Here is a 20,755-nt window from a genome sequence, read left to right as displayed (position 1 = left end):
CATCCGGTGCCGTGCGGCAGTCGGCGGAGCGTTTCTCAGCCCCACACCTCCGCCACACCCTCCACGTGTGCCGCCGCCTGTTCCCGGCCCGCGCGGGCCGACGGTGCGCGGTGGGACGGGTCGAGGCTGTTGTGGCCCATCGCCTTCCTCGTGGTGCGGTTCGGGGTAATGAGGGTGACCCTCGCCCCGCCCGCGCTGAGGCGTTCCGCCTGGGCGCGGGCCGATTCGAGGGTGCCGCCACCCGTGCCGATCGGGGCGATGATCACGATGCGGTCGTGGCCTTCGGCAAGGTGCGCGTTGGCCGGGGAGCGGACGCCGCCGTCGATCCAGCGGCCATCCTCGATCGTGACCGGCGGCCAGACGCCCGGCACGGCGCAGCTGGCCGCGACGGCGTCGACCAGGCCGATGCCGCTGGCTCGGTCGAGGACGCGGAACTCGCCGGTCGTCGCCCGTACCGCCGTCACCAGGAGCGGCCGCTCGGGCCAGCTGTGGGAGACGAGCCGCCCCGCGATGACCTCGCGGCGCGTCGCCTCGTCCGGGGTGTCGGCGGCCAGCGCGATGTGCCCCACCTTGCGGCCGAAGTCCTCCGGCGTACGGGAGGAGAGCGCCGCGCGGGCGTGACGGAGGGTGGCGGCGGGACCCAGGTGCCCGGCGATCTCCCCTACGGGCGCGGCGAGTTGGCGTTCGTACAGCTCGGCGGGGGTCAGGCGGCCGGAGGTGAGCTGGGCGCCGACGACGGAGCCCGCGGAGGTGCCGATCACGGTGTCGGCGTCCCACAGATCGGCGCCGGCCTCGGCGAGTCCGTACAGGATTCCGGAGATCCAGCCGATGCCCGAGAGGCCGCCACCCCCGAGTACGAGTGCCCTGCACGCCACTTGAGACCTCCTTGCCGACCCCGGCGTCCAGTGTGGCCGACATGCGACCGCCCGCCTCCCGCGGGGTGCGGGAGGCGGGCGGTGCGGCTCAGCCGACGGAGCTGACGGTGCCCGCGCCGACCGTGCGCCCGCCCTCGCGGATCGCGAAGCCGAGGCCCGCCTCCAGGGGCATGTCACGGCCGAGCTCGACCGTCATCGTGACGGTGTCCCCGGGCCGGGCTACGGCGCTCTCGCCGAGGTCGACGTCACCGACGACGTCCGCGGTCCGCAGGTAGAACTGCGGGCGGTAGCCGGTGGCGACCGGTGTCGTACGGCCGCCCTCGGCCGCCGAGAGGACGTACACCTGGGCCGTGAAGCGGCGGGTTGGGACGACGCTGCCCGGCGCCGCGACGACGTCGCCGCGGCGGACCGCGTCGCGGGGCACTCCGCGCAGCAGCAGCGCCACGTTGTCCCCGGCCTGCGCCTCCTCCATGGGCTTGCCGAAGGTCTCCAGACCGGTGACCACGGTCGCCGTCGCGTCGGTGTCCGCCCCGAAGATCTCGACGCGGTCGCCGACCCGCACGCTGCCGCGCTCGACGGCCCCGGTGACGACCGTGCCGCGCCCGGTGATGGTGAGCACGTTCTCCACCGGCAACAGGAACGGCGCGTCCACGTACCGCTCGGGCATGGGCACATACGTGTCCACGGCGTCGAGCAGCGCGTCGATCGCCCCGGTCCAACGGGGGTCGCCCTCAAGGGCCTTGAGCCCGGAGACCCGCACCACGGGGACGGAGTCGCCGCCGTACCCGTGCGCGGAGAGCAGTTCGCGGACCTCGAGCTCGACGAGGTCGGTGAGCTCCTCGTCGCCCGCGTCCGCCTTGTTGAGCGCGACGACGATGTGGTCGACGCCGACCTGGCGGGCGAGCAGGACGTGCTCGGCGGTCTGCGGCATGATCCCGTCGAGCGCGGAGACGACGAGGATCGCCCCGTCGAGCTGCGCGGCCCCGGTGACCATGTTCTTGACGTAGTCGGCGTGGCCGGGCATGTCGACGTGCGCGTAGTGGCGGGTGTCGGTCTCGTACTCGACGTGCGCGATGTTGATGGTGATGCCGCGGGCGGCCTCCTCCGGGGCGCGGTCGATGCGGTCGAAGGGCACGAACGTGCCGGCGCCGCGCTCGGCGAGGACCTTGGTGATGGCAGCGGTGAGGGTCGTCTTGCCGTGGTCGACGTGACCCATGGTGCCGATGTTGAGGTGCGGCTTGGTGCGCACGTATGCCGTCTTGGGCATGACTGGGCGGTTCCTCCCGGAACGTGTTCCTCAGCGGAACAGGGTGTGATGGCCTCCTTGATGAGGCGGGGACCCCGGAGTCCTGCCGACCCTCCCCCTGCGGGGTCCGCCGGAATGTCCGGAGAGGGTCAGCTTCGGGCGCCGTCTGCTGCGGCGGCCAGGAAGACGGCAGCCTTCGCAGCGTCCGCGACTGCGGACGTGGCTGCGGGGAAGGCGTACCGGAACATGACGCCGATCATGGCCTACGGAACGGCGCAGGTCGAATGGTTTTCCGGCGGGCGGCGCGGCCCGGTCTCCCGTGGGGCGTAAGGGAGTTCAGGGGCCGATGCTCTTCAGGGCCTCGCGCACCGACAGAGGCGCGAGGCGGCCCCTATGGGCGGCGACGAAGGAACGTACAGCATCGGGGTCGGTCTTCGCGTACTCACGCAGGCACCAGCCGATGGCCTTGCGGATGAAGAAGTCGGGGTGCGGCGCCTGGCGCAGGCAGTAGCCGAAGAGTCTGTCCGTGTCGGTCGTCTCCTTGCGGCGGAGCTGGTGCAGGAGCGCGGTGCGGGCGATCCACAGGTCGTCGTCCTCGATCCACGCGTCCATGTCCTTCGCCAGGTGCGGGTCGGCCGCGACGAGCGCGCCGACGACGTGCGCGGCGAACAGGTCGACGGTGTCCCACCACGGGACCGTCGACACGAGGTGCCGGGCGACAGGCAGGAAGCCGGATGAGCAGCGGCCCGCGTACCGGCGCAGGTAGTCGGCCGCGAAGTACGCGTACTCGCGCTCGGGCAGCTCCCAGCAGCGCAGCGCGAGCGCGACGCAGTCGCTCTCGTCGGGGCGCGGGGTCCCCTCGAGGACGGTGCGCGAGAGGGCGCGGCGGACGGGGGTGGTGAGACCGAGGAAGGGGGCCACGTCCTTCATGTACGCGCGCATCTGCCCGGCCCGCTCGGGGTCGGCCGCCGTGGGGTACACGGCGGTGAGCCGCTCCAGCAGGGTGTCGGCCAGCGCGCTGCGCGGGACTGTGACGGTCATGCGACACAACCCTACGGCGAACATACATATGGGTCGGTTAGTCTCCCCGGATGCCCGACACCGTCGCGACCCGTCCCGAGGGACTCGCCGCCGCCCGGCCGGCGGGCCTTGCCCTGCGCTGCACCAGAGTCCTGCTCTCGCCCTGGTCGCGGCTGTCGCTCCTGGTGGCGCTGCTCGCCGCGGGCGGGGCCATGGTGTTGCTCCTCCAGCCGCAGAAACTGCTGGCGGACGGCTGGCCGCCCCAGATGAGCGGCGCCACCGCGGTCGTCCTGTTCGGTGTCGCCTACGGGCTGTGCACGGTGGCCTTCGTGCCGCGGCCGCTGCTGAATCTCGCGGCGGGCGCACTGTTCGGTTCGCAGCTCGGCACCCTGTCGGCGCTCGGCGGGACGGTGCTCGGCGCCGGCATGGCGTTCGGGCTCGGCCGGGTGCTCGGCCAGGAGGCGCTGCGCCCTCTCGTACGCGGCCGCTGGCTGAAGGCGGCGGACGGGCAGCTCAGCCGGCACGGCTTCCGGTCGATGCTGGCGGCGCGGCTCTTCCCGGGGGTGCCGTTCTGGGCGGCCAACTACTGCGCCGCGGTCTCGCGCATGCGGTGGGCACCGTTCCTGCTCGCCACGGCGCTCGGCTCGGTCCCCAATACGGCGGCGTACGTCGTCGCCGGGGCCAGGGCCTCGACGCCGACGTCGCCCGTGTTCCTGATCGCGATGGGTTTCATCGCACTGACCGGGCTCGCGGCCGCGGTGGTCGCGTGGTGCAAGCGCCACAGCCTCCGCGGCTGACGTACCCCTGAAAACTCAGAAGGCTGGATAACTCAGAGCGCCGGAAAGCTCAGAGCGCTTCCAGGACGGTCGCGTTGGCGAGTCCGCCGGCCTCGCACATCGTCTGGAGTGCGTAGCGTGCGCCGCGGGCGCGCATCGCGTGGACGAGGGTCGTCATCAGACGGGTGCCGCTCGCACCGAGCGGGTGGCCGAGCGCGATGGCGCCGCCGTGCACGTTCAGCTTCGCCGGGTCGGCGCCGGTCTCCTGGAGCCAGGCGAGGACGACGGCCGCGAACGCCTCGTTGACCTCGAACAGGTCGATGTCGCCCAGGTCGAGACCCGCCTTGCGCAGCACCTTCTCGGTGGCGGGGATGACGCCGGTCAGCATCAGGAGCGGGTCCGAGCCCGTGACGGCGAAGCTGTGGAGGCGGGCGAGCGGGCGCAGGCCGAGCCGGGCCGCGTTCTCGCTCGTGGTGATGAGGACGGCGGAGGCGCCGTCGTTGATGGGGCTCGCGTTGCCCGCGGTCACCGACCAGTCGATCTGCGGGAAGCGCTCGCCGAAGTGCGGGTCGTAGTAGGCGGGCTTGAGCCCGGCGAGGATCTCGGCGGTGGTGCCGGGGCGCACGGACTCGTCGCGGGTGACGCCTTCGAGGGGGGCGACCTCGGCGTCGAAGAGCCCGTTCGCCCAGGCCTCGGCGGCCTTGCGGTGCGACGCGACGGCGTAGGCATCCATCGCCTCGCGGGACAGCGACCACTTGGCGGCGATCAGCTCGGCGCTGACGCCCTGCGGGACCAGCCCTTCCGGGTAGCGCTCGGCGACGCCGGGGCCGAACGGGTCGGCGCCCTCGGGCACGTTCGACCACATCGGTACGCGGCTCATGGACTCCACACCGCCGGCGATCACCATGTCGTAGGCGCCGGAGATGACGCCCTGCGCGGCGAAGTGCACGGCCTGCTGGGACGAGCCGCACTGACGGTCGACGGTCGTGGCGGGGACGGACTCCGGGAAGCCCGCCGACAGGACGGCGTACCGGGTGGTGTTCATGGCCTGCTCGGCGACCTGGTCCACCGTGCCGCCGATGACGTCGTCGATCTGGGCGGGGTCGATACCCGCACGGTGGACGAGGGTGCGCAGGGTGTGGGCGAGGAGTTCGACGGGGTGGACGTGAGCCAGCGACCCGTTCGGCTTGCCCTTGCCGACGGGGGTGCGTACGGCTTCGACGATGACTGCGTCACGCATGGTGCGGGCCTCCTTGGCCGACGGGTCGGCGCCCGGCGCCGATTACCAGTGAGTAGGAAAACTGAACTCACCATAACCCCGTAGGTTGGAAAAGCAAACCCTCCCTTACACTGATGCGCATGCCAGCTGCCAAGGACCCGCGCCCCTGCTCGATCGCCGACACGCTGGCCGTGGTCGGCGAGAAGCACTCCTTCCTGGTCCTGCGCGAGGTCTGCCTCGGCAACGGGCGCTTCGACCAGCTGGTGCGCAATATCGGGGCGCCGCGCGACATCCTGGCGACGCGCCTGCGCCGCCTCGTCGACGCGGGCATCCTCAAGAAGGTCGCCTATCAGGAGCGCCCGCAGCGCTTCGAGTACCGGCCCACCACGGCGGGGCTCGAACTGGAGCCGGTCCTCATGACCCTCATGGCGTGGGGCGACCGTCATCTGCGCGACGACGGCGACCGCCCCATGGTGATCGAGCACACCTGCGGCAACGAACTGGTCCCCGTCGTGACGTGCTCCGCGTGCGGCGACCCCGTCCGCCACGAGGACCTGAGCGCCCATCCGCAGGCCCCGGGCTGGACCACGGCGGGCCCGGCCGCGGCGTAGCCGCCTCCCGAGCGGAGAGGCCCTCTCGTCATCTCTTCACACAAGGGCGCTACGCTGCCCCACGGCGGGCGCCCTTCCACTCCCGTACCTCTTTGACCCGTACGGCCTCGCCCGCCCGCCCGTCCTTCCTCCGTGTCCGCCTCTGGCCTGCGCGTCTGCGGTCAGCTCACGTCAGCACTTGGATCGCGTAACTTCATGTCTTGGTTCGAATCATTCATCCTCGGACTCGTCCAGGGGCTGACCGAGTTCCTGCCCATCTCGTCGAGCGCGCATCTGCGGCTGACCGCGGCGTTCGCGGGCTGGCACGACCCGGGAGCCGCGTTCACGGCGATCACCCAGCTCGGCACGGAGACGGCGGTGGTGATCTACTTCCGCAAGGACATCGCGCGCATCATCTCCGCGTGGTTCCGCTCCCTCACGAACAAGGCACTGCGCAGCGATCACGACGCGCAGATGGGCTGGCTCGTGATCGTGGGCTCGATTCCGATCGGCGTCCTCGGTGTCACGTTCAAGGACCAGATCGAGGGCCCGTTCCGCGATCTGCGCCTGACCGCGACGACCCTCATCGTGATGGGCGTCATCCTCGGAATCGCGGACCGTCGTGCCGCCCGCGACGAGGTCGGCGGCAAGCACCGCGCGGTGCGGGAGCGCAAGGGCCTCAAGGACCTGAGCGTCAAGGACGGTCTGATCTACGGCGCCTGCCAGGCCCTGGCCCTGATCCCCGGAGTCTCGCGCTCCGGAGCGACCATCAGCGGCGGCCTCCTCATGGGGTACACCCGTGAGGCCGCGGCCCGATACTCGTTCCTCCTCGCGATCCCCGCGGTCCTCGCCTCCGGACTCTTCGAGGTGAAGGACGCCGGGGCGGACGGTTCCGTCTCCTGGGGCCCGACCATCTTCGCGACGATCATCGCTTTCGGGGTCGGGTACGCCGTCATCGCGTGGTTCATGAAGTTCATCTCGAGCAAGAGCTTCATGCCGTTCGTCTACTACCGGATCCTGCTCGGGATCGTGCTGATCGCGCTGGTGACAGCGGGCGTCCTGAGCCCGCACGCCGGGGAGTCGGCGGGCTGACCCCGCCCGGCCGGAGCCGGACGGGACCATCCCTCACTCACCTCTCCCGCGCCTTCTCCCACGGCCAGCGCGCGTCGCCGCCCCGCTCGATGAGCGGAATCAGGCGGAACGCCTGGTCGGTGAGGCCGCCGAACGCGTGCCGGTGCGCGCCGCCCGAAGGGGTCGCGCCCACCTTGTATCCGGCCATGTTCCACATGTAGACGGGCACATCCCTCGGGACGAGCGCGTCGATCTCGGTCTCGGCCATGCCGCCGTAGTCCTGGGCGTTCGACGGGAACCAGCCCGGCCGGGTCTGCTCGTCGGTGACGACGACCACCCGGTCGTGCCCGCCGTAGTGCTTCTTCACCGCGGTCGGGATGTCCGTGCCGGAGATCTGTCCGAACTTCTCGACGAGCCGCAGCACACTGCCGCCGCTCGGGTGGGTGAGGCGCCGGCTCTCCATCCCGAACTCGACGAGCGTCGGCGCCTCCGCGCGCAGGGCGAGCGCGGCGCCGAACACAGCCGCCTGCTCGGCGAGCGGGATGTCCGAGCGGTGCGGCGTCGAGTATCCGTAGCCGGGGAACATCGACGGCGACCGGTCCACCAGGATCAGCGAGCGGCCGGGCAGCGCGGGCACACCGGCCAGCGAGTGAGCGAGCGCCCGCTCCAGAGCGTGCCCCCAGCGCAGCGACGGGGCGTGCTTGTACGCGGCCCAGAAGCGGAAGGGGAACATGCGCGAGCGGCGCACCTCCTCCAGGTCGGCGAACCGCGCCGCCACTCGCTGCGCGACCTCGTCCGAGACACCGGCCTCGTCGAAGTTGCGCAGGTTCCGCGCGAGAGCCATCAGCCCCATGGACGGGATGATCGCCTCCCACGCCGCCGCGTCCATCGGCCGCTGCAGCCAGCCCGCGAGCGACTCCCACGTCATGGCCGCCTCGGCGAGCCGGCCGGTGTCCGTGGTGATCAGCGCGTGGCGCTCCTCCACCGGTACGCGCATGAGCCGCTCGCGGGCGCGCAGGGTGCGCAGCCGCTCCGGGGTCTCCTCGGCGTTGCCGTGCCGGCGGTCGAGGGCGTGCTGGAACAGTTCGCCCTGCCAAGGCTTGTCGGCGGCGGGCGCCGGGTGCGTGAGGTTGAGGACGTCACCGAACCGGTAACCCTTGGAGTCGGTGTCGTACTTGAGGAGGGAGCGCTCGTTGTAGAGCCGCCGGACGGCGTCGGCGATGCCGCGCTTCACCGGCTTCGGCAGGCGCCGACCGTACCGCGCGGTCCAGTAGCCGAGCAGCTCGCCCGGCTCGTCGGCGCGCTGGAGGACGGCGTCGACGACCTGCCGGGAGTGGCCGGGCTCGCCCGCGTCGATGCGGGCCCTGACGAACTCGGCGGCGCCGACGAGCGCGGCGGTCCGCATGTTTCCCTCGCCGCGCAGCCAGCCGAGCAGGCCCGCGGTCCACTCGGGGTCCTCCACGGCGAGCTGCCGTACGAGGGTGCTGTACCGGTCGTCGCGGTCGTCCGCGGGCTCGTAGAAGGCGTCGGTGGTGACGAGGTTCGAGACGGCGAGCAGGAACAGTTCGCTGCGCGCGTCGCGCAGGTATCCGCTCGCGCCCTCGTGCGTGCGCGCCCGCTCGCCCGTCACGGTGGCGATCGGCGACCGGCCCACCGGGCGGGTGCCGCGGGTGTTGAAGCGTGCCATGAGGCGGCCCCTCTCTGTGGAGGGGAGGCACCGCGCGCGGGCACGGCGAGCCGGGTCGCGGCGCTGCTGGGTGCCTCCCGAGATCAGATCGGTCCGCGGCGTGCGTTCACCACAAGAAGTAGCCGCGGACCTGCGCACCGGGAGGTGCGTGACGTGTGCTGCCCAGAGATCCAGATCGGTGCAGGTACAAGGTGCTCTACCGACTGAGCTACGCCGGCCCGAAGCCGACGACGGGACTCGAACCCGCGACCACCCCATTGACAGTGGAAGTAACCCGCTCCTTCGCACCTGGGCATGCTGCAACTGTAGTGACGGGACGCGACGCCGCCACCTGGTTTTTCGCGGGCCGGTCCGAACACGAGCCCTCCCCCGACGGCCCTTGCCGGGGGCTGACGGCCAACTGATCGATGTTTACGATCACTTGGCGAATATGTTCCGTCGCTTAGGGTTCCCAGTGGGCGGCATGCACCCTAGCCTTACCGCATGCCGCTTAAGTGTTCGGATTCCGTGCGGTCTGCCGAGGAAGTCAACGAGCAGATCCGCGGGTTGTGGTTGCGCGCGGGTGGCCGGCTCTCCACCGAGCAGCGCGCACAGTACGCACGACTCGTCACCGAGTGGGCGGTCGCGGTCCGTACGGAGGTCGTCGAGGCCGCGGCCTGACGACCCGTCAATCCCCCTGCCCTACCGACTCGCCGGTCCGTGTCGGCCCGTCAGCGGACTTCGGCGTTCCAGCGCCAGGACGTGAGCCGCTCCCTGCCGGGCAGTTCACCGCGCCCCGTCGCCCACAGCAACGTGGGCCAGGGATCGTCGCCCTGTGGCGCGTCGGGGAACAGCCGGGCGAGCGCCCGGGCGCAGAGGCTGTCGGGCGGGGTCCAGTCGAGGCCGAGGCCCTCGGCGATGTCCTGCGCGTGGACGAGTGTCTCCACGACGCCCATCGCGCCGAAGCCCGCGGGGTCCGAGAGACCGAAGGCATGGTGGGAGCGCGTCTCGGGCTCAGCCGTCCGCACCATCGCGACCAGCAGGGCGCCGCTCGCGTCGAGCACCTGGAGCAGTCCCGCCGGGCCCGCGTCGCGGTTCGCGAAGATGACGTTCGCGGGGCCGCCCGGCCTGCGGCGCGTCCAGTCGAACGGCACCTCGGTGTCCAACGGCGGCTTCGACGGGCCGAGTTGGGCGGCGTACGCGAACAGGTCGTCGGCCAGGTGCTCGGCCGTCTCCCAGCAGTCCCACTCCAGCGAGCCGGCCTTGGCGCTCCAGTCGGCGGCCGGGGCCCGGCCGAAGGTGTCGACCACGAGCCGCACGGAGTGCGCGAGGTCGTCGGCGGCGGTCTGTGAGGTGCTCTCCGGGGACATGCCGAGAAGGTACCAATGATCACTGTCGCGGCTCTCCCCCGTCGCGCCCCTTGGATCTGCGGTTCCGGTACCCAAGACTGACTCAATGACACAGCGCGTAGAACTCGCCACCGTGATGGACCGACTCGCCATCGAGGAGCTGATCACCGACTACGCGGTGTCCGTGGACGACGGGGACTGGACGGCGTACCGCGGACTCTTCAGTCCGGACGGGCGCGCCGACTACCGGCGGGCCGGCGGCATCGAGGGCAGTGCGGCCGAGATCACCGAGTGGCTGACCCGGACGATGGCGCTGTTCCCGATGCGCCAGCATCTGATCGTCAACCGGCGCCTGCGCTTCGGCCGCCTCGACAACGACACCGGCGACACGGCCGAAGTGCAGGCGGACTACATCAATCCGATGCGGTTCGCCGGAGACGGCACAGCTTCCGCATCGGATGCGCCCTCCGGAGCACCCGACTTCGTGTGCGGCGGCCGCTACGCCTTCGCGCTGGTGCGCACGCACACGGGCTGGCGGCTGCGCGGGGTGACGGTGCACGAGAAGTGGCGCCGCACGGAGGGCGCCGCGGCCGGCGCGTCCTGACGCGCGTGCCGCTCCGACGCCCGCAGTCCACCGAGCCGTGCACCGTGCGCCCGCCGACGCCCACTGTCAAAGATCGTCCCCGGCGCGCACACTGAAAGTACGTACCGGGCGTCGGACGACGAGGGAGGCGGCGCATGGACGGGTCGGGCGGGAAGGGTCGGTCGTGCTCGTCGAGTACGACGCAGGCGGTGCCGGCGTCGGCGGTGCCGGCGTCGTGGGTGGCGCCCGCCGTGTCGTGGAAAGCCATCGCTCCCCGTCTCTCGGCGTCCCCTTGGTGGCGCGGTGTCGCCGCCGTGTCCGCGGGCGCCCTGCCCGCCCTCGCTTTCCCCGCGCCGTCGCTGTGGTGGCTGGCGTACGTCGCGCTGGTGCCGTGGATGCTGCTGGCCCGCTCGGCCCCTACACCGCGCCGGGCGGCCCTCGACGGCTGGCTCGGCGGGCTCGGGTTCATGCTGTCGGTGCACCACTGGCTGCTGCCTAGCCTGCATGTGTTCACCGTCGTGATCGCGGCACTGCTCGGCGCGCTGTGGGCGCCCTGGGGCCGGCTCCTGCGGCGGCTGCTCGGCGGCACGCCCACGCGTGGGCAGGCGGCGGCAGCCATGGTCGCGGTGCCGTCGGCGTGGCTGATGGTCGAACTGGTCAGGTCCTGGCAGGGGTTGGGCGGCCCGTGGGGGCTCATCGGGTCGAGTCAGTGGCAGGTGCAGCCCGCCCTGCGCGTCGCGTCGGTGGGCGGGGTGTGGCTGGTCAGCCTGCTCGTCGTGGGGGTGAACACCGCGGTCACGGTCCTTCTCGTGGCACGCGGTGCCCGTACGCCCGCCGTGGCGGGGCTTTTGGTGACGGCGACGGTGACGACGGTCTCCTGGGCCTGGGCCCCGCGCCCCGAACCGGCGGGCCGGGTCAGCGTCGCCGTCGTCCAGCCGGGCCCCATAGGCGGCGCCGACAGCAGCGAGAAGCGCTTCGACCGGGAGGAACAGCTGACCCGCGGTCTGGCCGGGCAGGGCGTCGACCTGGTGGTCTGGGGCGAGAGCAGCGTCGGCTTCGACTTCACGCAGCGGCCGGACCTGGCGCGCCGGATCGCGGTGCTCTCCCGCGAGGTGGGCGCGGACATCCTGGTGAACGTGGACGCGCGGCGCGTCTCCTCCAGCGGCGCCCCCGGCATCTTCAAGAGCTCGGTCCTGGTGGGCCCGGACGGCCTCACGGGGCAGCGCTACGACAAGATGCGGCTCGTCCCCTTCGGCGAGTACATCCCGGCGCGCGCCCTGCTCGGCTGGGCCACGTCGGTCGGCAAGGCGGCGGGCGAGGACCGGGTGAGCGGGACCCGGCAGGTCGTGATGGACGCGCGGTCCGCGCGGGACAGCGACCTGCGGATCGGCCCGCTCGTGTGCTTCGAGTCGGCGTTCCCCGACATGACGCGGCACCTCACGCGCGACGGGGCGCAGGTGCTGCTCGCGCAGTCCTCCACGTCCACGTTCCAGCACAGCTGGGCGCCCGAGCAGCACGCGTCCCTCGCGGCCGTCCGCGCCGCGGAGACGGGCCGTCCGATGGTGCACGCGACGCTGACCGGGGTGTCCGCCGTGTACGGCCCGGACGGTTCACGCGTCGGCCCGTGGCTCGGCACGTCGGCGAGCGCGGCCCGGGTCTACGAGGTGCCGACGGCGCACGGGACGACGTTGTACGTGCGGTTCGGGGACTGGCCGGTGCACGCGGCCGTCACCGTGCTCGCCCTGCTGGGCGCGTCCGAGGCCGTCCGCCAGTTCAGGCGGCGAACCGCTGCACCTCACGTACGACCTGCTCGCACAGCACATGCGTCTCCAGCGCGTCCTTGGCGCTGAGGACCTTGCCCGCGCGCACGTCGTCGAGGAAGCCGAGGACCACCTGCTCGATGCCGCGCTGGCGGGCCACCGGCACCCAGTCGCCGCGGCGGCGCACCGTGGGCTGGCCCTTGTGGTCGATGACTTCGGAGAGGTTGACGACCTGCCGCTTGGTGTCCTGACCCGAGACCTCGAGGATCTCCTCGGTCGAGCCGCTGAGCCGGTTCATCACGCCGATCGCCGTGAAGCCGTCCCCACCGAGCTGGAGCACCACGTGGTGCAGCAGGCCGTCCTCGACCCGGGCGCGCACGGACACGTCGTCGATCGGTCCGGGCACGAGGTAGCGCAGGGTGTCGACGACATGGATGAAGTCGTCGAGGACGAGCGTGCGCGGCTCCTCGGGCAGCCCGATCCGGTTCTTCTGCATCAGGATCAGCTCGCGCGGGTGCTCGGCGCACTGCGTGTAGCCGGGCGCGTGACGGCGGTTGAAGCCGACGGTGAGGCTGACCCCGCGCTCCTCGGCGAGCTGCACGAGGCGCTGCGAGTCGGCGAGTTCGTACGCGAGCGGCTTGTCGACATAGGTGGCGACGCCCGCTTCGAGCAGTCGCGTCACGATCTCGGGGTGGACGGCGGTCGGCGCGTGCACGAACGCCGCGTCGAGCCCCTGCGCGAGCAGCGCGTCCAGGTCGGTGTGCCGGTGCCCGGCAGGGATGTGGTGGGTGTCCCCGACCCGCTGGAGCGTCGCGGGTGTGCGGGTCTGCAGGTGCAGCTCGACCCCCGGCAAAGTGGTGAGCACCGGCAGATACGCCTTCTGCGCGATGTCTCCGAGTCCGATGCAGCCGACCTTCACGTCCGTCTTCTCCTCGCCCCGGGCCGCCTGTGTCCGGCTAGGCCCTCTGTGTCTGGGCAGCATACGGCCGCTGCGGGGGCCGCCAGTCCGCGATCTCGTCGAATCCGCGCAGCATGACGGCGGGTCCGGTCCTGTCGAGGGCGGCGATGAGCGTGTTGCGCAGCGCCATCGCGGGCCGGTTCCTGAGCATGTTCACCCGGCCGACGCCGACGGCCTTGCGGGCGATCGCGGTCGTACGCGGCCTGCGTGCGGCGGTGTACGCGGCCAGGCCGAGGGCGTCGGGGTGTGCGGGGTCGGCGTGGTGGGCGAGGACGACGGCGTCCTCGATGGCCTGGTTGCCGCCCTGGCCGAGGGTCGGGGGCATGGCGTGGGCCGCGTCGCCGAGGAGCGCGACCCGGCCGCGGTGGAAGGCCGGCAGGGGTCCGGTGATGTGGTGGACGTCGTGGCGCAGGATCTCGTCCGGGGCGGCCGCGTCGATGATCGCGGGGATCGGGTCGTGCCAGTCGCCGAAGCGGCGCAGGAGTTCGGCCTTCTCACCGTCGGGGGCGGATTCGCCGGCAGGTTCGACGGCGGCGCCGTATGCGTAGACGGTGCCGTCCGCGAAGGGGTGCGTGCCCCAGATCCGGCCGCGTCCCCAGGTCTCGTGCTGGGCGAAGGGCCTGTCGAGGGGCGGGACGAGGAGGCGCCAGGTGGTGAACCCGGCGTAGACCGCGCCCGGGTGGGCGGGGAAGAGGGCCGTGCGCACGGCGGACCTGATGCCGTCCGCGCCGACGACGAGTTCCGCTTCGCATTCGCCTTCCGCAGTGGTCACCCGGGCGGGGCGGCCCGGGTCGCCCTCGACGCCGGGGTCGGCGAGGGCCGCCGCGGACGCGGTGCGTACGACTCCGTCGGGGAGACGGGACGCCAGCTTGTCGATCAGGGTCGCGCGGTGCAGGAGCACGAGGGAGCCGCCGAAGCGCTCGGCGGCGGCCTTCGCGTCGGAGCGCGAGAGCCAGCGCCCGCTCGGGGTGCGCAGGCCGCCCTCGCCCTCCCAGGCGGCGAGGGACCGGATCTCCTCGCCGAGGCCGATGACGTCGAGGGCCCGTTGCGCGTTGGGGGCGAGGGAGATCCCTGATCCGACGGGCTTCAGCTCGGCGGCCCGCTCCAGGACGGTGACGTGCCAGCCGCGCAGGTGGAGCGCGACGGCCGCGGTGAGACCGCCGATGCCGCCGCCCACGACGACAGCGCGGGGCCGCCGCCCGCGGCCGGCGGCGCTCTGTGCTTCCGGTCGCGCCGGCGTCTTGCCCGTCGAATCGGTCAGTTCGGCGGGAACCGTCGATTCCGTCGGTTCGGCAGTCATGCTTCGCACCCCTTACGTCACGTCTCACCACGCCCGGCTCGGCCCGCCCGCGCTCACTACACCTGTAGTGCGCTTGGTCTCGACCGTACTACACCTGTAGTTGCGGCGGTAGGTTGTGACCATGTCCGCACGCACCAGCACCACCAGCACCACTGGCGCCACCAGCGCCGTTGGCACCACCGGCGCACCTCGCTCCGAAGTCATCGCCGACGCGGCACTCGATCTGCTCGCCGAGCGCGGGATGCGGGGCCTGACGCACCGCGCGGTCGACGAGGCGGCGGGCCTGCCGCAGGGGTCGACGTCGAACCACGCCCGGACCAGGCTCGCCCTCCTGGAGGCGACGGTTCGGCGCCTCGCCGTGCGCGAGTCACGGGTGCTCGCCGTGGACGAACTGCCGGATCCGGCCGGCGGGATCGACTCGCTCGTCGACGGCATGGCGCTCGCACTGCACCGCTATCTGACGAACCACCCTCAACTGCTCATCTGTCGTTACGAGTTGGCGCTGGAGGCGACGCGGCGGCCGGAGCTGCGGGCGTTCTTCGACGCGACGGGAGCGCAGTTCCACGAACCACTGACCGCGCTGCTGCGGGCCGCGGGGTCCCGGGATCCGGAGCGGCACACGCTGTCCCTGGTGGCCTGGTCCGAGGGGATCATGTTCTCGTGCGTGGCCGGGGCGTTCCACGCGTCGGCCCCGGACCTGGCGGGACTGCGGGAGGGGTTCGGGGAGCTGCTGCGCGGGATGCTCGACTCGTCCCCGTCCTGACCTGCGCGTCACCCGTGCGGGGCATCATCGGCCGACGGGCCCGCCAGGGGGCTCCGTAGCCGCCAGAGTGGCGCGGGTGCATCGATCGACCACCTCAGCAGCGCTTCTGCTCACGGTTGCGGCCACGGCCGCCGCGGTGTCCGGTTGCGTGAGCGTACGGCAGCCGGAGCCTCCGGCCGCGTCCTCCGGCCCGTCGGCCGTTCCGGCGGCGCCTCGCCCCGACGGCCGGGCGAAGCCCCAGGTCGTGCAGGCGCCGGCTCGGGAGGCGCTGGACAGGATGGGCCGGACGCCACCGCCCCACTCGCCCTCGCCCGAACCCACGCGTCCGCCACGCCCGCCCCAGCCGCCACGCCATGAGGCACCCCAACGGTCCGGCCCCGACCACGCGGCCCGCCCCGCGGCACCTCCGCCGCGCCACCCGCGCACGGCGGCCCCCGCGGCACCGGGCGTCCCGGGCGATGTGTGCGCACTGGGCAACCAGTACGGCAAGTGGAACCCGGACAGCCCCGAGGCCCGCATCTGCCGGGAGACGTATGGAGGGTGAGTCGGGCGGAGGGCAGAGGGCCTAAGGCGTAAGGCGTAAGGCGTAAGGCGGGGCGGAGCATGACACGGGAGGCGAATTAGGCCTGGCGACGAATCAAAGGGGCCGACGGACCGAGCGGGGACCGATGAGGAGCCGGCCGCCTACGAACTTCGTCTCGGCGGCCCCAGCGGCTCGCCCCCCGCGGAACCGCGCCCCGGGCCCTCGCCGCCTCCGGGCGGCATCGCCGCGACCCGCTGTTCCAGCCGGGCGATGGCCGCCCGTACGCCGTCCCCGTAACCGTCGTCCCCGAGCGCGCCCACCACCGCGCGCGCCTGCGTCAGATGGCTGCGGGCCGCATCGCCGCGGCCCAGCTTCACGTAGTCCGCCGCCAGATTGAGATGCAGTGAGGGGTAGAGCGCGCGGACCGCGAGCGACTGCTCGTGGCGTGCGAGCCGGGCCTCGCTCAGGCCCTCGGCAGCGGACAGGGCCCGCAGGTCCCACGCCAGCTCGTCGTCCGGGTCGTCCTGGGCGTCCGCCATGTAGTGCGCGAGCGTGCACCGGTGGAGGGCGTCGCCGTCCTCTCCGATCTCCGCCCACAGGCCCAGGTACCGGTCCCTGGCCTCCTCGCGGTCACCGGCGTGATGGAGCATGATCACCTGCCCGATCCGGGTCATCATGGCGTCGTCCGCCGCCTGCTCCCGCTGCTCCGCCACAGGTCCTCCACGCTCGTATGCCGATCGTCCAAGCTGATAACGATTCCGACGCTATAGGCAGCCGCTGACAAACCAGGTCAGGCGCGGGCGGGCGTCCCTCCGGGGCCGGGCGCTCACAGCACCCGGAGGCACAGGCATCCGGAGGCACCAGAACCCGGAGGGACGACAGGCACCCTGAGGGGCACGCACTCGGAGAGGCGTGCCCCCCGCGTGCCCCCAGGAACGTCAGCCCAGGTTCGGAATGCGCCAGTCGATCGGCGTGTGACCCTGCGCGGCCACCGCCTTGTCGATCTGCGTGAAGGGGTGCGAACCGAAGAACTTCTTCGCGGAGAGCGGCGAGGGGTGTGCGCCCTTCACGACGACGTGGCGCTCCTCATCGATCAGGGGGAGCTTCTTCTGTGCGTAGTTCCCCCACAGGACGAACACGGCCGGGTCCGGCCGGTCGGCCACCGCGCGGATCACGGCGTCGGTGAACTTCTCCCAGCCCTTGCCCTTGTGCGAGTTGGCCTCGCCGGCCCGCACCGTGAGCACCGCGTTCAGCAGGAGGACGCCCTGCTCGGCCCACGGCATCAGATACCCGTTGTCCGGGACCGGGTGGCCGAGTTCCTCCTTCATCTCCTTGTAGATGTTCCGCAGGGAGGGCGGCGTCTTCACGCCGGGCCGCACGGAGAAGCACAGACCGTGCCCCTGGCCCTCCCCGTGGTACGGGTCCTGGCCGAGGACAAGGACCTTGACCTGGTCGTACGGGGTCGCTTCGAGCGCCGCGAAGACCTCCTCGCGCGGCGGGTAGACGGGACCCTTCGCGCGCTCCTCCTCGACGAACTCGGTGAGCTCCTTGAAGTAGGGCTTCTGCAGCTCCTCGCCGAGGACGCCGCGCCAGGACTCGGGCAGCATCGCGGTGTCGGTCACGTCAACAACCTCCGGGGTACGGTCACTTCACGGCCGTACGAGGCACGGCCGTTGCACACCCCAGAACCTACCCGCGGCCACTGACAACGGGCCCCGGCGGCCCGTCTACCAGCTGGTCTTGCGGTGCAGCTCCCACATCATCATGATCGTCGACGGGTCGAGTGCCCGCTCGCCGCCCGCGATCTCCTCGCTGGCCGCGACGTACTGCTTGCCCTGCCAGAGCGGCAGCAGCCGCGCGTCGTCGACGAGGATCTGCTGGGCGCGCCTGAACTGGCTCACCACGGCGCCGCGGTCGGTCTCACGGCGTGACTGCGGCAGCAGGTCGTCGGTGATCTCCTTGGACTCGTAGGGCGTTCCGAGCGCGTTCTGCCGGCCGACGAAGGGCGCGATGAAGTTCTCCGCGTCCGGGAAGTCGGGGAACCAGCCGCGTCCGAAGACGGGGTACTCGCCCTTGCGGTATCCGGCCTCGAAGGTCTTCCAGGGACGTCCCTTGACCGTGACCTCGAAGAGCCCCGAGGCGTCCAGCTGCCGCTTGAGCTCGGTGAACTCGGCGCCGGTCGCGGACCCGTAGCGGTCGGTGGCGTACCAGAGGGTGAGCGGGACCGGGTCGGTGATGCCAGCCCTGGTGAGGATGTCCTTGGCCTTGGCCGCGTCCGGGTCACCGAAGTTGTCGAAGAAGCCGGTGGTGTGCCCGGTCAGGCCCTTCGGGACCATCGAGTAGAGCGGTTCGACGGTGTCCTGGTAGACCTTGTGGGCGATCGCGCCGCGGTCGACGACTTGGGCGACGGCCTTGCGTACTGCGGACTTCCGGGCCCAGGGGTCCTTGGGGTTGAAGACCAGGTAGCTGATCTCCATGCCCGCGCCCTCGACGAGCTGGATGCCGTCCCCGGCCTGCTTGCCCTGGAGCCCCACGACGTCCGACGCGGCCAGCCCGCGGAACGTGGCGTCGATCTTCTTGGCGCGCAGGGCGCCGACCATCGAGGCCGAGTCCTTGAAGTAGCGGATGGTGACGGCGCTGTTCTTACGCTCGGCGAACCCGTCGTAGTGGTCGTTCCTGACGAGTTCCGCCCTGTTGCCGTCGGTGTACGCGTCGAGTGCGTACGGCCCCGAGCCGGTGATCTTGCCGTCGTCGCGGACCGCGTCGGCCGGGTACTCGGCCGGGTCCACGATCGACATCGCCGGTGTCGCGAGCACGAAGGGGAAGGTCGCGTCGGGCTTGTTCAGGTTGAAGGTGACGTCCCGGTCGCCCTCGACCTCGACCGACTTCAGGCTGCCGAGGAGCCCCTTGGGGCCGCCCTTGACGTTGATCCTGCTGATGCGGTCGATGGAGAACTTGACGGCCGCCGCGTCGAGCTTGTCGCCGTTCGAGAACTTCATGCCCTCGCGCAGCCTGCAGTGGTAGACGCGGTTGGAGGGATCGGTGAACTCGCAGCGCTCGGCGGCGTCGGGCTTCGGCTCAAAGGCACCGGAGGGGAAGCTGACGAGGGTCTGGTAGACGTTCCTGAACAGCTCCCAGGAACCGTCCCAGGACGCGGCCGGGTCGAGGGTGCTCGGGGCACTGGTGGTCCCGACGACGATGGGATCAGTGTCGTCGGACTCTCCGGAGGACATCAGTCCACATCCGGCAAGAAGCGATATGCACGTTATCGCCGCCAGTTGACGGGGGCCCAGGATCCGGTTGAACACGTGCGCGCTCCTCGATCGGCCATGCCACGGGTCGGCAGACCATACCGCAGTGCCCCGCCGGGCCATCGAGGCACTCCGGCGGGGCACTTGATGCGTACGTACGCGCTGTACGCGGGGAACTTCGGTGAGGCGAACCTGGTCCGACAAGGTCTCGTGGAGGCTTTGTCAGCTGACGCCCGTATTTTTGTCAGCTGACGCCCGCGTTGAGGAAGATCCCGCCGTCCACGACGAGGGTCTGCCCGGTGATCCAGTCGGACTGCTGCGAGGTCAGGAAGGCGGCGGCACCGCCGATGTCCTCGGGCACACCGAGCCGGGCCAGCGGGTAGGCGGCCGCGGCCTCCTCCTCGCGCCCCTCGTAGAGGGCCTGCGCGAACTTCGTCTTGACGACCGCCGGGGCGATCGCGTTGACCCGCACCTTGGGCGCGAATTCGTGCGCGAGCTGGACGGTCAGGTTGATCATCGCCGCCTTGCTGATGCCGTACGCGCCGATGAACGGGGACGGAGCGAGGCCCGCGACGGAGGCGATGTTGACGATCGCGCCGCCGTTCTCGCCCTGCCAGGCCTTCCACGTCTGCTGGGCGAAGCCGAGCGCGGAGACGACGTTGGTCTCGAAGACCTTGCGCGCCACGTTCAGGTCGAGCTCGGCGATGGGGCCGAACACCGGGTTCGTACCGGCGTTGTTGACCAGGAAGTCGACGCGGCCGAAGGCCTCCATGGTGCGCTCGACGGCGGCGGCCTGGTGCGCCTCGTCGTGGGCCTTGCCGGCGACGTACATGGCCCGGTCGGCGCCGAGCTTCTCGACGGCCTCCTTGAGGGCGTCCTCGCCGCGTCCGGTGATGCATACGCGGTCACCGCGGGCCACGAGCGCCTCGGCGACGCCGTAGCCGATGCCGCGGCTCCCGCCGGTGACGAGGGCGACCTTGCCGGAGAGCTCCGGGAGCTGGGATGAAGTCATGTCCGTTTCCCCCGGCCCTAGTTGAGCGGTCCGCCGGCGACGTACATGACCTGGCCGGAGACGAAGCCGGCCGCCTCGCCGGTGAAGAAGGCGATGGCGTTGGCGATGTCGTCGGGCTTGCCCACGCGCTGGACGGGGATCTGCGTGGCGGCGGCGGCCTGGAACTCCTCGAAGCCCATGCCGACGCGGGCGGCGGTGGCGGCCGTCATCTCGGTGACGATGAAGCCGGGGGCGACGGCGTTCGCGGTGACGCCGAACTTGCCGAGCTCCTTGGCGAGGGTCTTGGTGAAGCCCTGGAGGCCGGCCTTGGCCGCCGAGTAGTTGACCTGGCCGCGATTGCCGAGCGCCGAGGACGAGGACAGGTTGACGATGCGGCCGAACTTGGCGTCCACCATGTGCTTCTGGACGGCCTTCGACATCAGGAACGCGCCGCGCAGGTGCACGTTCATGACGGTGTCCCAGTCCAGGGCGCTCATCTTGAACAGCAGGTTGTCGCGGAGCACGCCCGCGTTGTTGACGAGGATCGTCGGCGCGCCGAGCTCCTCGGCGATGCGCGCGACCGCGGCCTCGACCTGCGCCTCGTCGGCGACGTCGCAGCCGACCGCGAGGGCCTTGCCACCGGCGCTGGTGATCTTCTCGACGGTGTCCTTGCAGGCGGCCTCGTCGAGGTCGATCACGGCGACGGCGCGACCTTCGGCGGCCAGACGTACGGCGGTAGCGGCGCCGATGCCACGTGCGGCACCGGTGACGATCGCGACGCGCTGCTCAGTGGTGGACATGCTCTTCGGTCTCC

20 protein-coding genes are annotated in these 20,755 nt (G+C 71.6%); 7 read left to right on the top strand and 13 right to left on the bottom strand.

The genetic code is table 11. The annotated features are described in order from the left end of the window. Positions 1-35: 35 nt before the first annotated feature. The 3 genes from AC07EJ_RS37735 to AC07EJ_RS37725 all read right to left on the bottom strand — a co-directional run bounded on the left by AC07EJ_RS37735 (position 36) and on the right by AC07EJ_RS37725 (position 3,162). Complete coding sequence (locus AC07EJ_RS37735; protein WP_478885947.1) at positions 36-875, bottom strand: patatin-like phospholipase family protein; 840 nt, start codon at positions 873-875, stop codon at positions 36-38. 88 nt (positions 876-963) lie between these two features. Further along, positions 964-2,142 carry an elongation factor Tu gene (tuf, locus tag AC07EJ_RS37730; RefSeq protein ID WP_389486751.1) on the bottom strand — a complete coding sequence of 393 codons (1,179 nt, stop codon included), beginning with the start codon at positions 2,140-2,142 and terminating at the stop codon, positions 964-966. 315 nt (positions 2,143-2,457) lie between these two features. Next, a complete protein-coding gene (locus tag AC07EJ_RS37725) occupies positions 2,458-3,162 on the bottom strand; it encodes a DNA alkylation repair protein (RefSeq protein WP_478885946.1) in 705 nt (234 codons plus the stop codon). Positions 3,163-3,212: 50 nt separating this feature from the next. Between AC07EJ_RS37725 and AC07EJ_RS37720 the strand changes: the two genes are divergently transcribed. Further along, the gene (locus AC07EJ_RS37720; RefSeq protein WP_389486747.1) at positions 3,213-3,938 is read left to right on the top strand and encodes a TVP38/TMEM64 family protein; all 726 of its coding nucleotides are present in this window, start codon (positions 3,213-3,215) and stop codon (positions 3,936-3,938) included. Positions 3,939-3,987: 49 nt separating this feature from the next. Here AC07EJ_RS37720 and AC07EJ_RS37715 read toward each other — a convergent pair whose 3' ends face one another. Further along, positions 3,988-5,157: a thiolase family protein gene (locus AC07EJ_RS37715; protein ID WP_389486745.1), complete on the bottom strand. Its 1,170-nt coding sequence runs from the start codon at positions 5,155-5,157 to the stop codon at positions 3,988-3,990. Between the two features lie 119 nt (positions 5,158-5,276). Here AC07EJ_RS37715 and AC07EJ_RS37710 point away from each other — a divergent pair, with 119 nt between their 5' ends. Both AC07EJ_RS37710 and AC07EJ_RS37705 read left to right on the top strand, forming a co-directional pair. Further along, positions 5,277-5,747: a winged helix-turn-helix transcriptional regulator gene (locus tag AC07EJ_RS37710; protein WP_389486743.1), complete on the top strand. Its 471-nt coding sequence runs from the start codon at positions 5,277-5,279 to the stop codon at positions 5,745-5,747. Between the two features lie 195 nt (positions 5,748-5,942). Beyond that, positions 5,943-6,818, top strand: a complete 876-nt coding sequence (locus AC07EJ_RS37705) for an undecaprenyl-diphosphate phosphatase (RefSeq protein ID WP_389486741.1) — start codon at positions 5,943-5,945, stop codon at positions 6,816-6,818. A 37-nt stretch (positions 6,819-6,855) separates the two neighbouring features. Here AC07EJ_RS37705 and AC07EJ_RS37700 read toward each other — a convergent pair whose 3' ends face one another. Further along, positions 6,856-8,484, bottom strand: coding sequence for a TROVE domain-containing protein (locus tag AC07EJ_RS37700; protein ID WP_478885945.1), 1,629 nt, complete (start codon positions 8,482-8,484; stop codon positions 6,856-6,858). 483 nt (positions 8,485-8,967) lie between these two features. Here AC07EJ_RS37700 and AC07EJ_RS37695 point away from each other — a divergent pair, with 483 nt between their 5' ends. Further along, a complete protein-coding gene (locus AC07EJ_RS37695; protein ID WP_389486739.1) occupies positions 8,968-9,144 on the top strand; it encodes a hypothetical protein in 177 nt (58 codons plus the stop codon). Between the two features lie 50 nt (positions 9,145-9,194). On the opposite strand, the gene AC07EJ_RS37690 is transcribed toward AC07EJ_RS37695, so the two are convergent. Next, the gene (locus AC07EJ_RS37690; protein WP_389486737.1) at positions 9,195-9,833 is read right to left on the bottom strand and encodes a maleylpyruvate isomerase N-terminal domain-containing protein; all 639 of its coding nucleotides are present in this window, start codon (positions 9,831-9,833) and stop codon (positions 9,195-9,197) included. A gap of 85 nt (positions 9,834-9,918) precedes the next feature. Here AC07EJ_RS37690 and AC07EJ_RS37685 point away from each other — a divergent pair, with 85 nt between their 5' ends. Continuing rightward, entirely contained in the window at positions 9,919-10,416 is a 498-nt protein-coding gene (locus tag AC07EJ_RS37685; RefSeq protein ID WP_389486735.1) for a nuclear transport factor 2 family protein, read from the top strand. A gap of 245 nt (positions 10,417-10,661) precedes the next feature. Beyond that, positions 10,662-12,245, top strand: a complete 1,584-nt coding sequence (lnt, locus tag AC07EJ_RS37680) for an apolipoprotein N-acyltransferase (protein WP_389486767.1) — start codon at positions 10,662-10,664, stop codon at positions 12,243-12,245. On the opposite strand, the gene AC07EJ_RS37675 is transcribed toward lnt, so the two are convergent. Further along, a complete protein-coding gene (locus tag AC07EJ_RS37675) occupies positions 12,169-13,074 on the bottom strand; it encodes a Gfo/Idh/MocA family protein (protein WP_393584334.1) in 906 nt (301 codons plus the stop codon). The genes lnt and AC07EJ_RS37675 overlap by 77 nt on opposite strands. A 37-nt stretch (positions 13,075-13,111) precedes the next feature. Further along, the gene (locus AC07EJ_RS37670; protein ID WP_478885959.1) at positions 13,112-14,374 is read right to left on the bottom strand and encodes an FAD-dependent monooxygenase; all 1,263 of its coding nucleotides are present in this window, start codon (positions 14,372-14,374) and stop codon (positions 13,112-13,114) included. Between the two features lie 160 nt (positions 14,375-14,534). Between AC07EJ_RS37670 and AC07EJ_RS37665 the strand changes: the two genes are divergently transcribed. After that, a complete protein-coding gene (locus AC07EJ_RS37665) occupies positions 14,535-15,176 on the top strand; it encodes a TetR/AcrR family transcriptional regulator (RefSeq protein WP_478885944.1) in 642 nt (213 codons plus the stop codon). A gap of 684 nt (positions 15,177-15,860) precedes the next feature. Here AC07EJ_RS37665 and AC07EJ_RS37660 read toward each other — a convergent pair. The 5 genes from AC07EJ_RS37660 to fabG form a co-directional block, all read right to left on the bottom strand. Next, positions 15,861-16,412 (bottom strand): hypothetical protein, encoded by a 552-nt coding sequence (locus AC07EJ_RS37660; protein WP_389486729.1) that lies wholly within the window; start codon positions 16,410-16,412, stop codon positions 15,861-15,863. A 225-nt stretch (positions 16,413-16,637) separates the two neighbouring features. Further along, a complete protein-coding gene (gene ung, locus AC07EJ_RS37655) occupies positions 16,638-17,321 on the bottom strand; it encodes a uracil-DNA glycosylase (protein ID WP_389486727.1) in 684 nt (227 codons plus the stop codon). Positions 17,322-17,426: 105 nt separating this feature from the next. Beyond that, positions 17,427-19,007: an ABC transporter substrate-binding protein gene (locus AC07EJ_RS37650; protein WP_389486725.1), complete on the bottom strand. Its 1,581-nt coding sequence runs from the start codon at positions 19,005-19,007 to the stop codon at positions 17,427-17,429. A gap of 187 nt (positions 19,008-19,194) precedes the next feature. After that, positions 19,195-19,962, bottom strand: coding sequence for an SDR family oxidoreductase (locus AC07EJ_RS37645; protein ID WP_100597615.1), 768 nt, complete (start codon positions 19,960-19,962; stop codon positions 19,195-19,197). Positions 19,963-19,979: 17 nt separating this feature from the next. After that, a complete protein-coding gene (gene fabG / locus AC07EJ_RS37640; RefSeq protein WP_356286572.1) occupies positions 19,980-20,741 on the bottom strand; it encodes a 3-oxoacyl-ACP reductase FabG in 762 nt (253 codons plus the stop codon). Between the last annotated feature and the right edge of the window lie 14 nt (positions 20,742-20,755).

This window comes from Streptomyces sp. NPDC045026, from assembly GCF_056432625.1.
Note: the sequence above shows the minus strand (reverse complement) of the source record. Positions and strands in the feature narration are given on the sequence as shown.

Excerpts from the sequence above, each read along its gene's own strand:
- tuf (WP_389486751.1), bottom strand. The coding sequence starts at position 2,142 with ATGCCCAAGACGGCATACGTGCGCACCAAGCCGCACCTCAACATCGGC.
- AC07EJ_RS37725 (WP_478885946.1), bottom strand. The coding sequence starts at position 3,162 with ATGACCGTCACAGTCCCGCGCAGCGCGCTGGCCGACACCCTGCTGGAG.
- AC07EJ_RS37720 (WP_389486747.1), top strand. The coding sequence starts at position 3,213 with ATGCCCGACACCGTCGCGACCCGTCCCGAGGGACTCGCCGCCGCCCGG.
- AC07EJ_RS37715 (WP_389486745.1), bottom strand. The coding sequence starts at position 5,157 with ATGCGTGACGCAGTCATCGTCGAAGCCGTACGCACCCCCGTCGGCAAG.
- AC07EJ_RS37710 (WP_389486743.1), top strand. The coding sequence starts at position 5,277 with ATGCCAGCTGCCAAGGACCCGCGCCCCTGCTCGATCGCCGACACGCTG.
- AC07EJ_RS37705 (WP_389486741.1), top strand. The coding sequence starts at position 5,943 with ATGTCTTGGTTCGAATCATTCATCCTCGGACTCGTCCAGGGGCTGACC.
- AC07EJ_RS37700 (WP_478885945.1), bottom strand. The coding sequence starts at position 8,484 with ATGGCACGCTTCAACACCCGCGGCACCCGCCCGGTGGGCCGGTCGCCG.
- AC07EJ_RS37695 (WP_389486739.1), top strand. The coding sequence starts at position 8,968 with ATGCCGCTTAAGTGTTCGGATTCCGTGCGGTCTGCCGAGGAAGTCAAC.
- AC07EJ_RS37690 (WP_389486737.1), bottom strand. The coding sequence starts at position 9,833 with ATGTCCCCGGAGAGCACCTCACAGACCGCCGCCGACGACCTCGCGCAC.
- AC07EJ_RS37685 (WP_389486735.1), top strand. The coding sequence starts at position 9,919 with ATGACACAGCGCGTAGAACTCGCCACCGTGATGGACCGACTCGCCATC.
- AC07EJ_RS37665 (WP_478885944.1), top strand. The coding sequence starts at position 14,535 with ATGTCCGCACGCACCAGCACCACCAGCACCACTGGCGCCACCAGCGCC.
- AC07EJ_RS37645 (WP_100597615.1), bottom strand. The coding sequence starts at position 19,962 with ATGACTTCATCCCAGCTCCCGGAGCTCTCCGGCAAGGTCGCCCTCGTC.
- fabG (WP_356286572.1), bottom strand. The coding sequence starts at position 20,741 with ATGTCCACCACTGAGCAGCGCGTCGCGATCGTCACCGGTGCCGCACGT.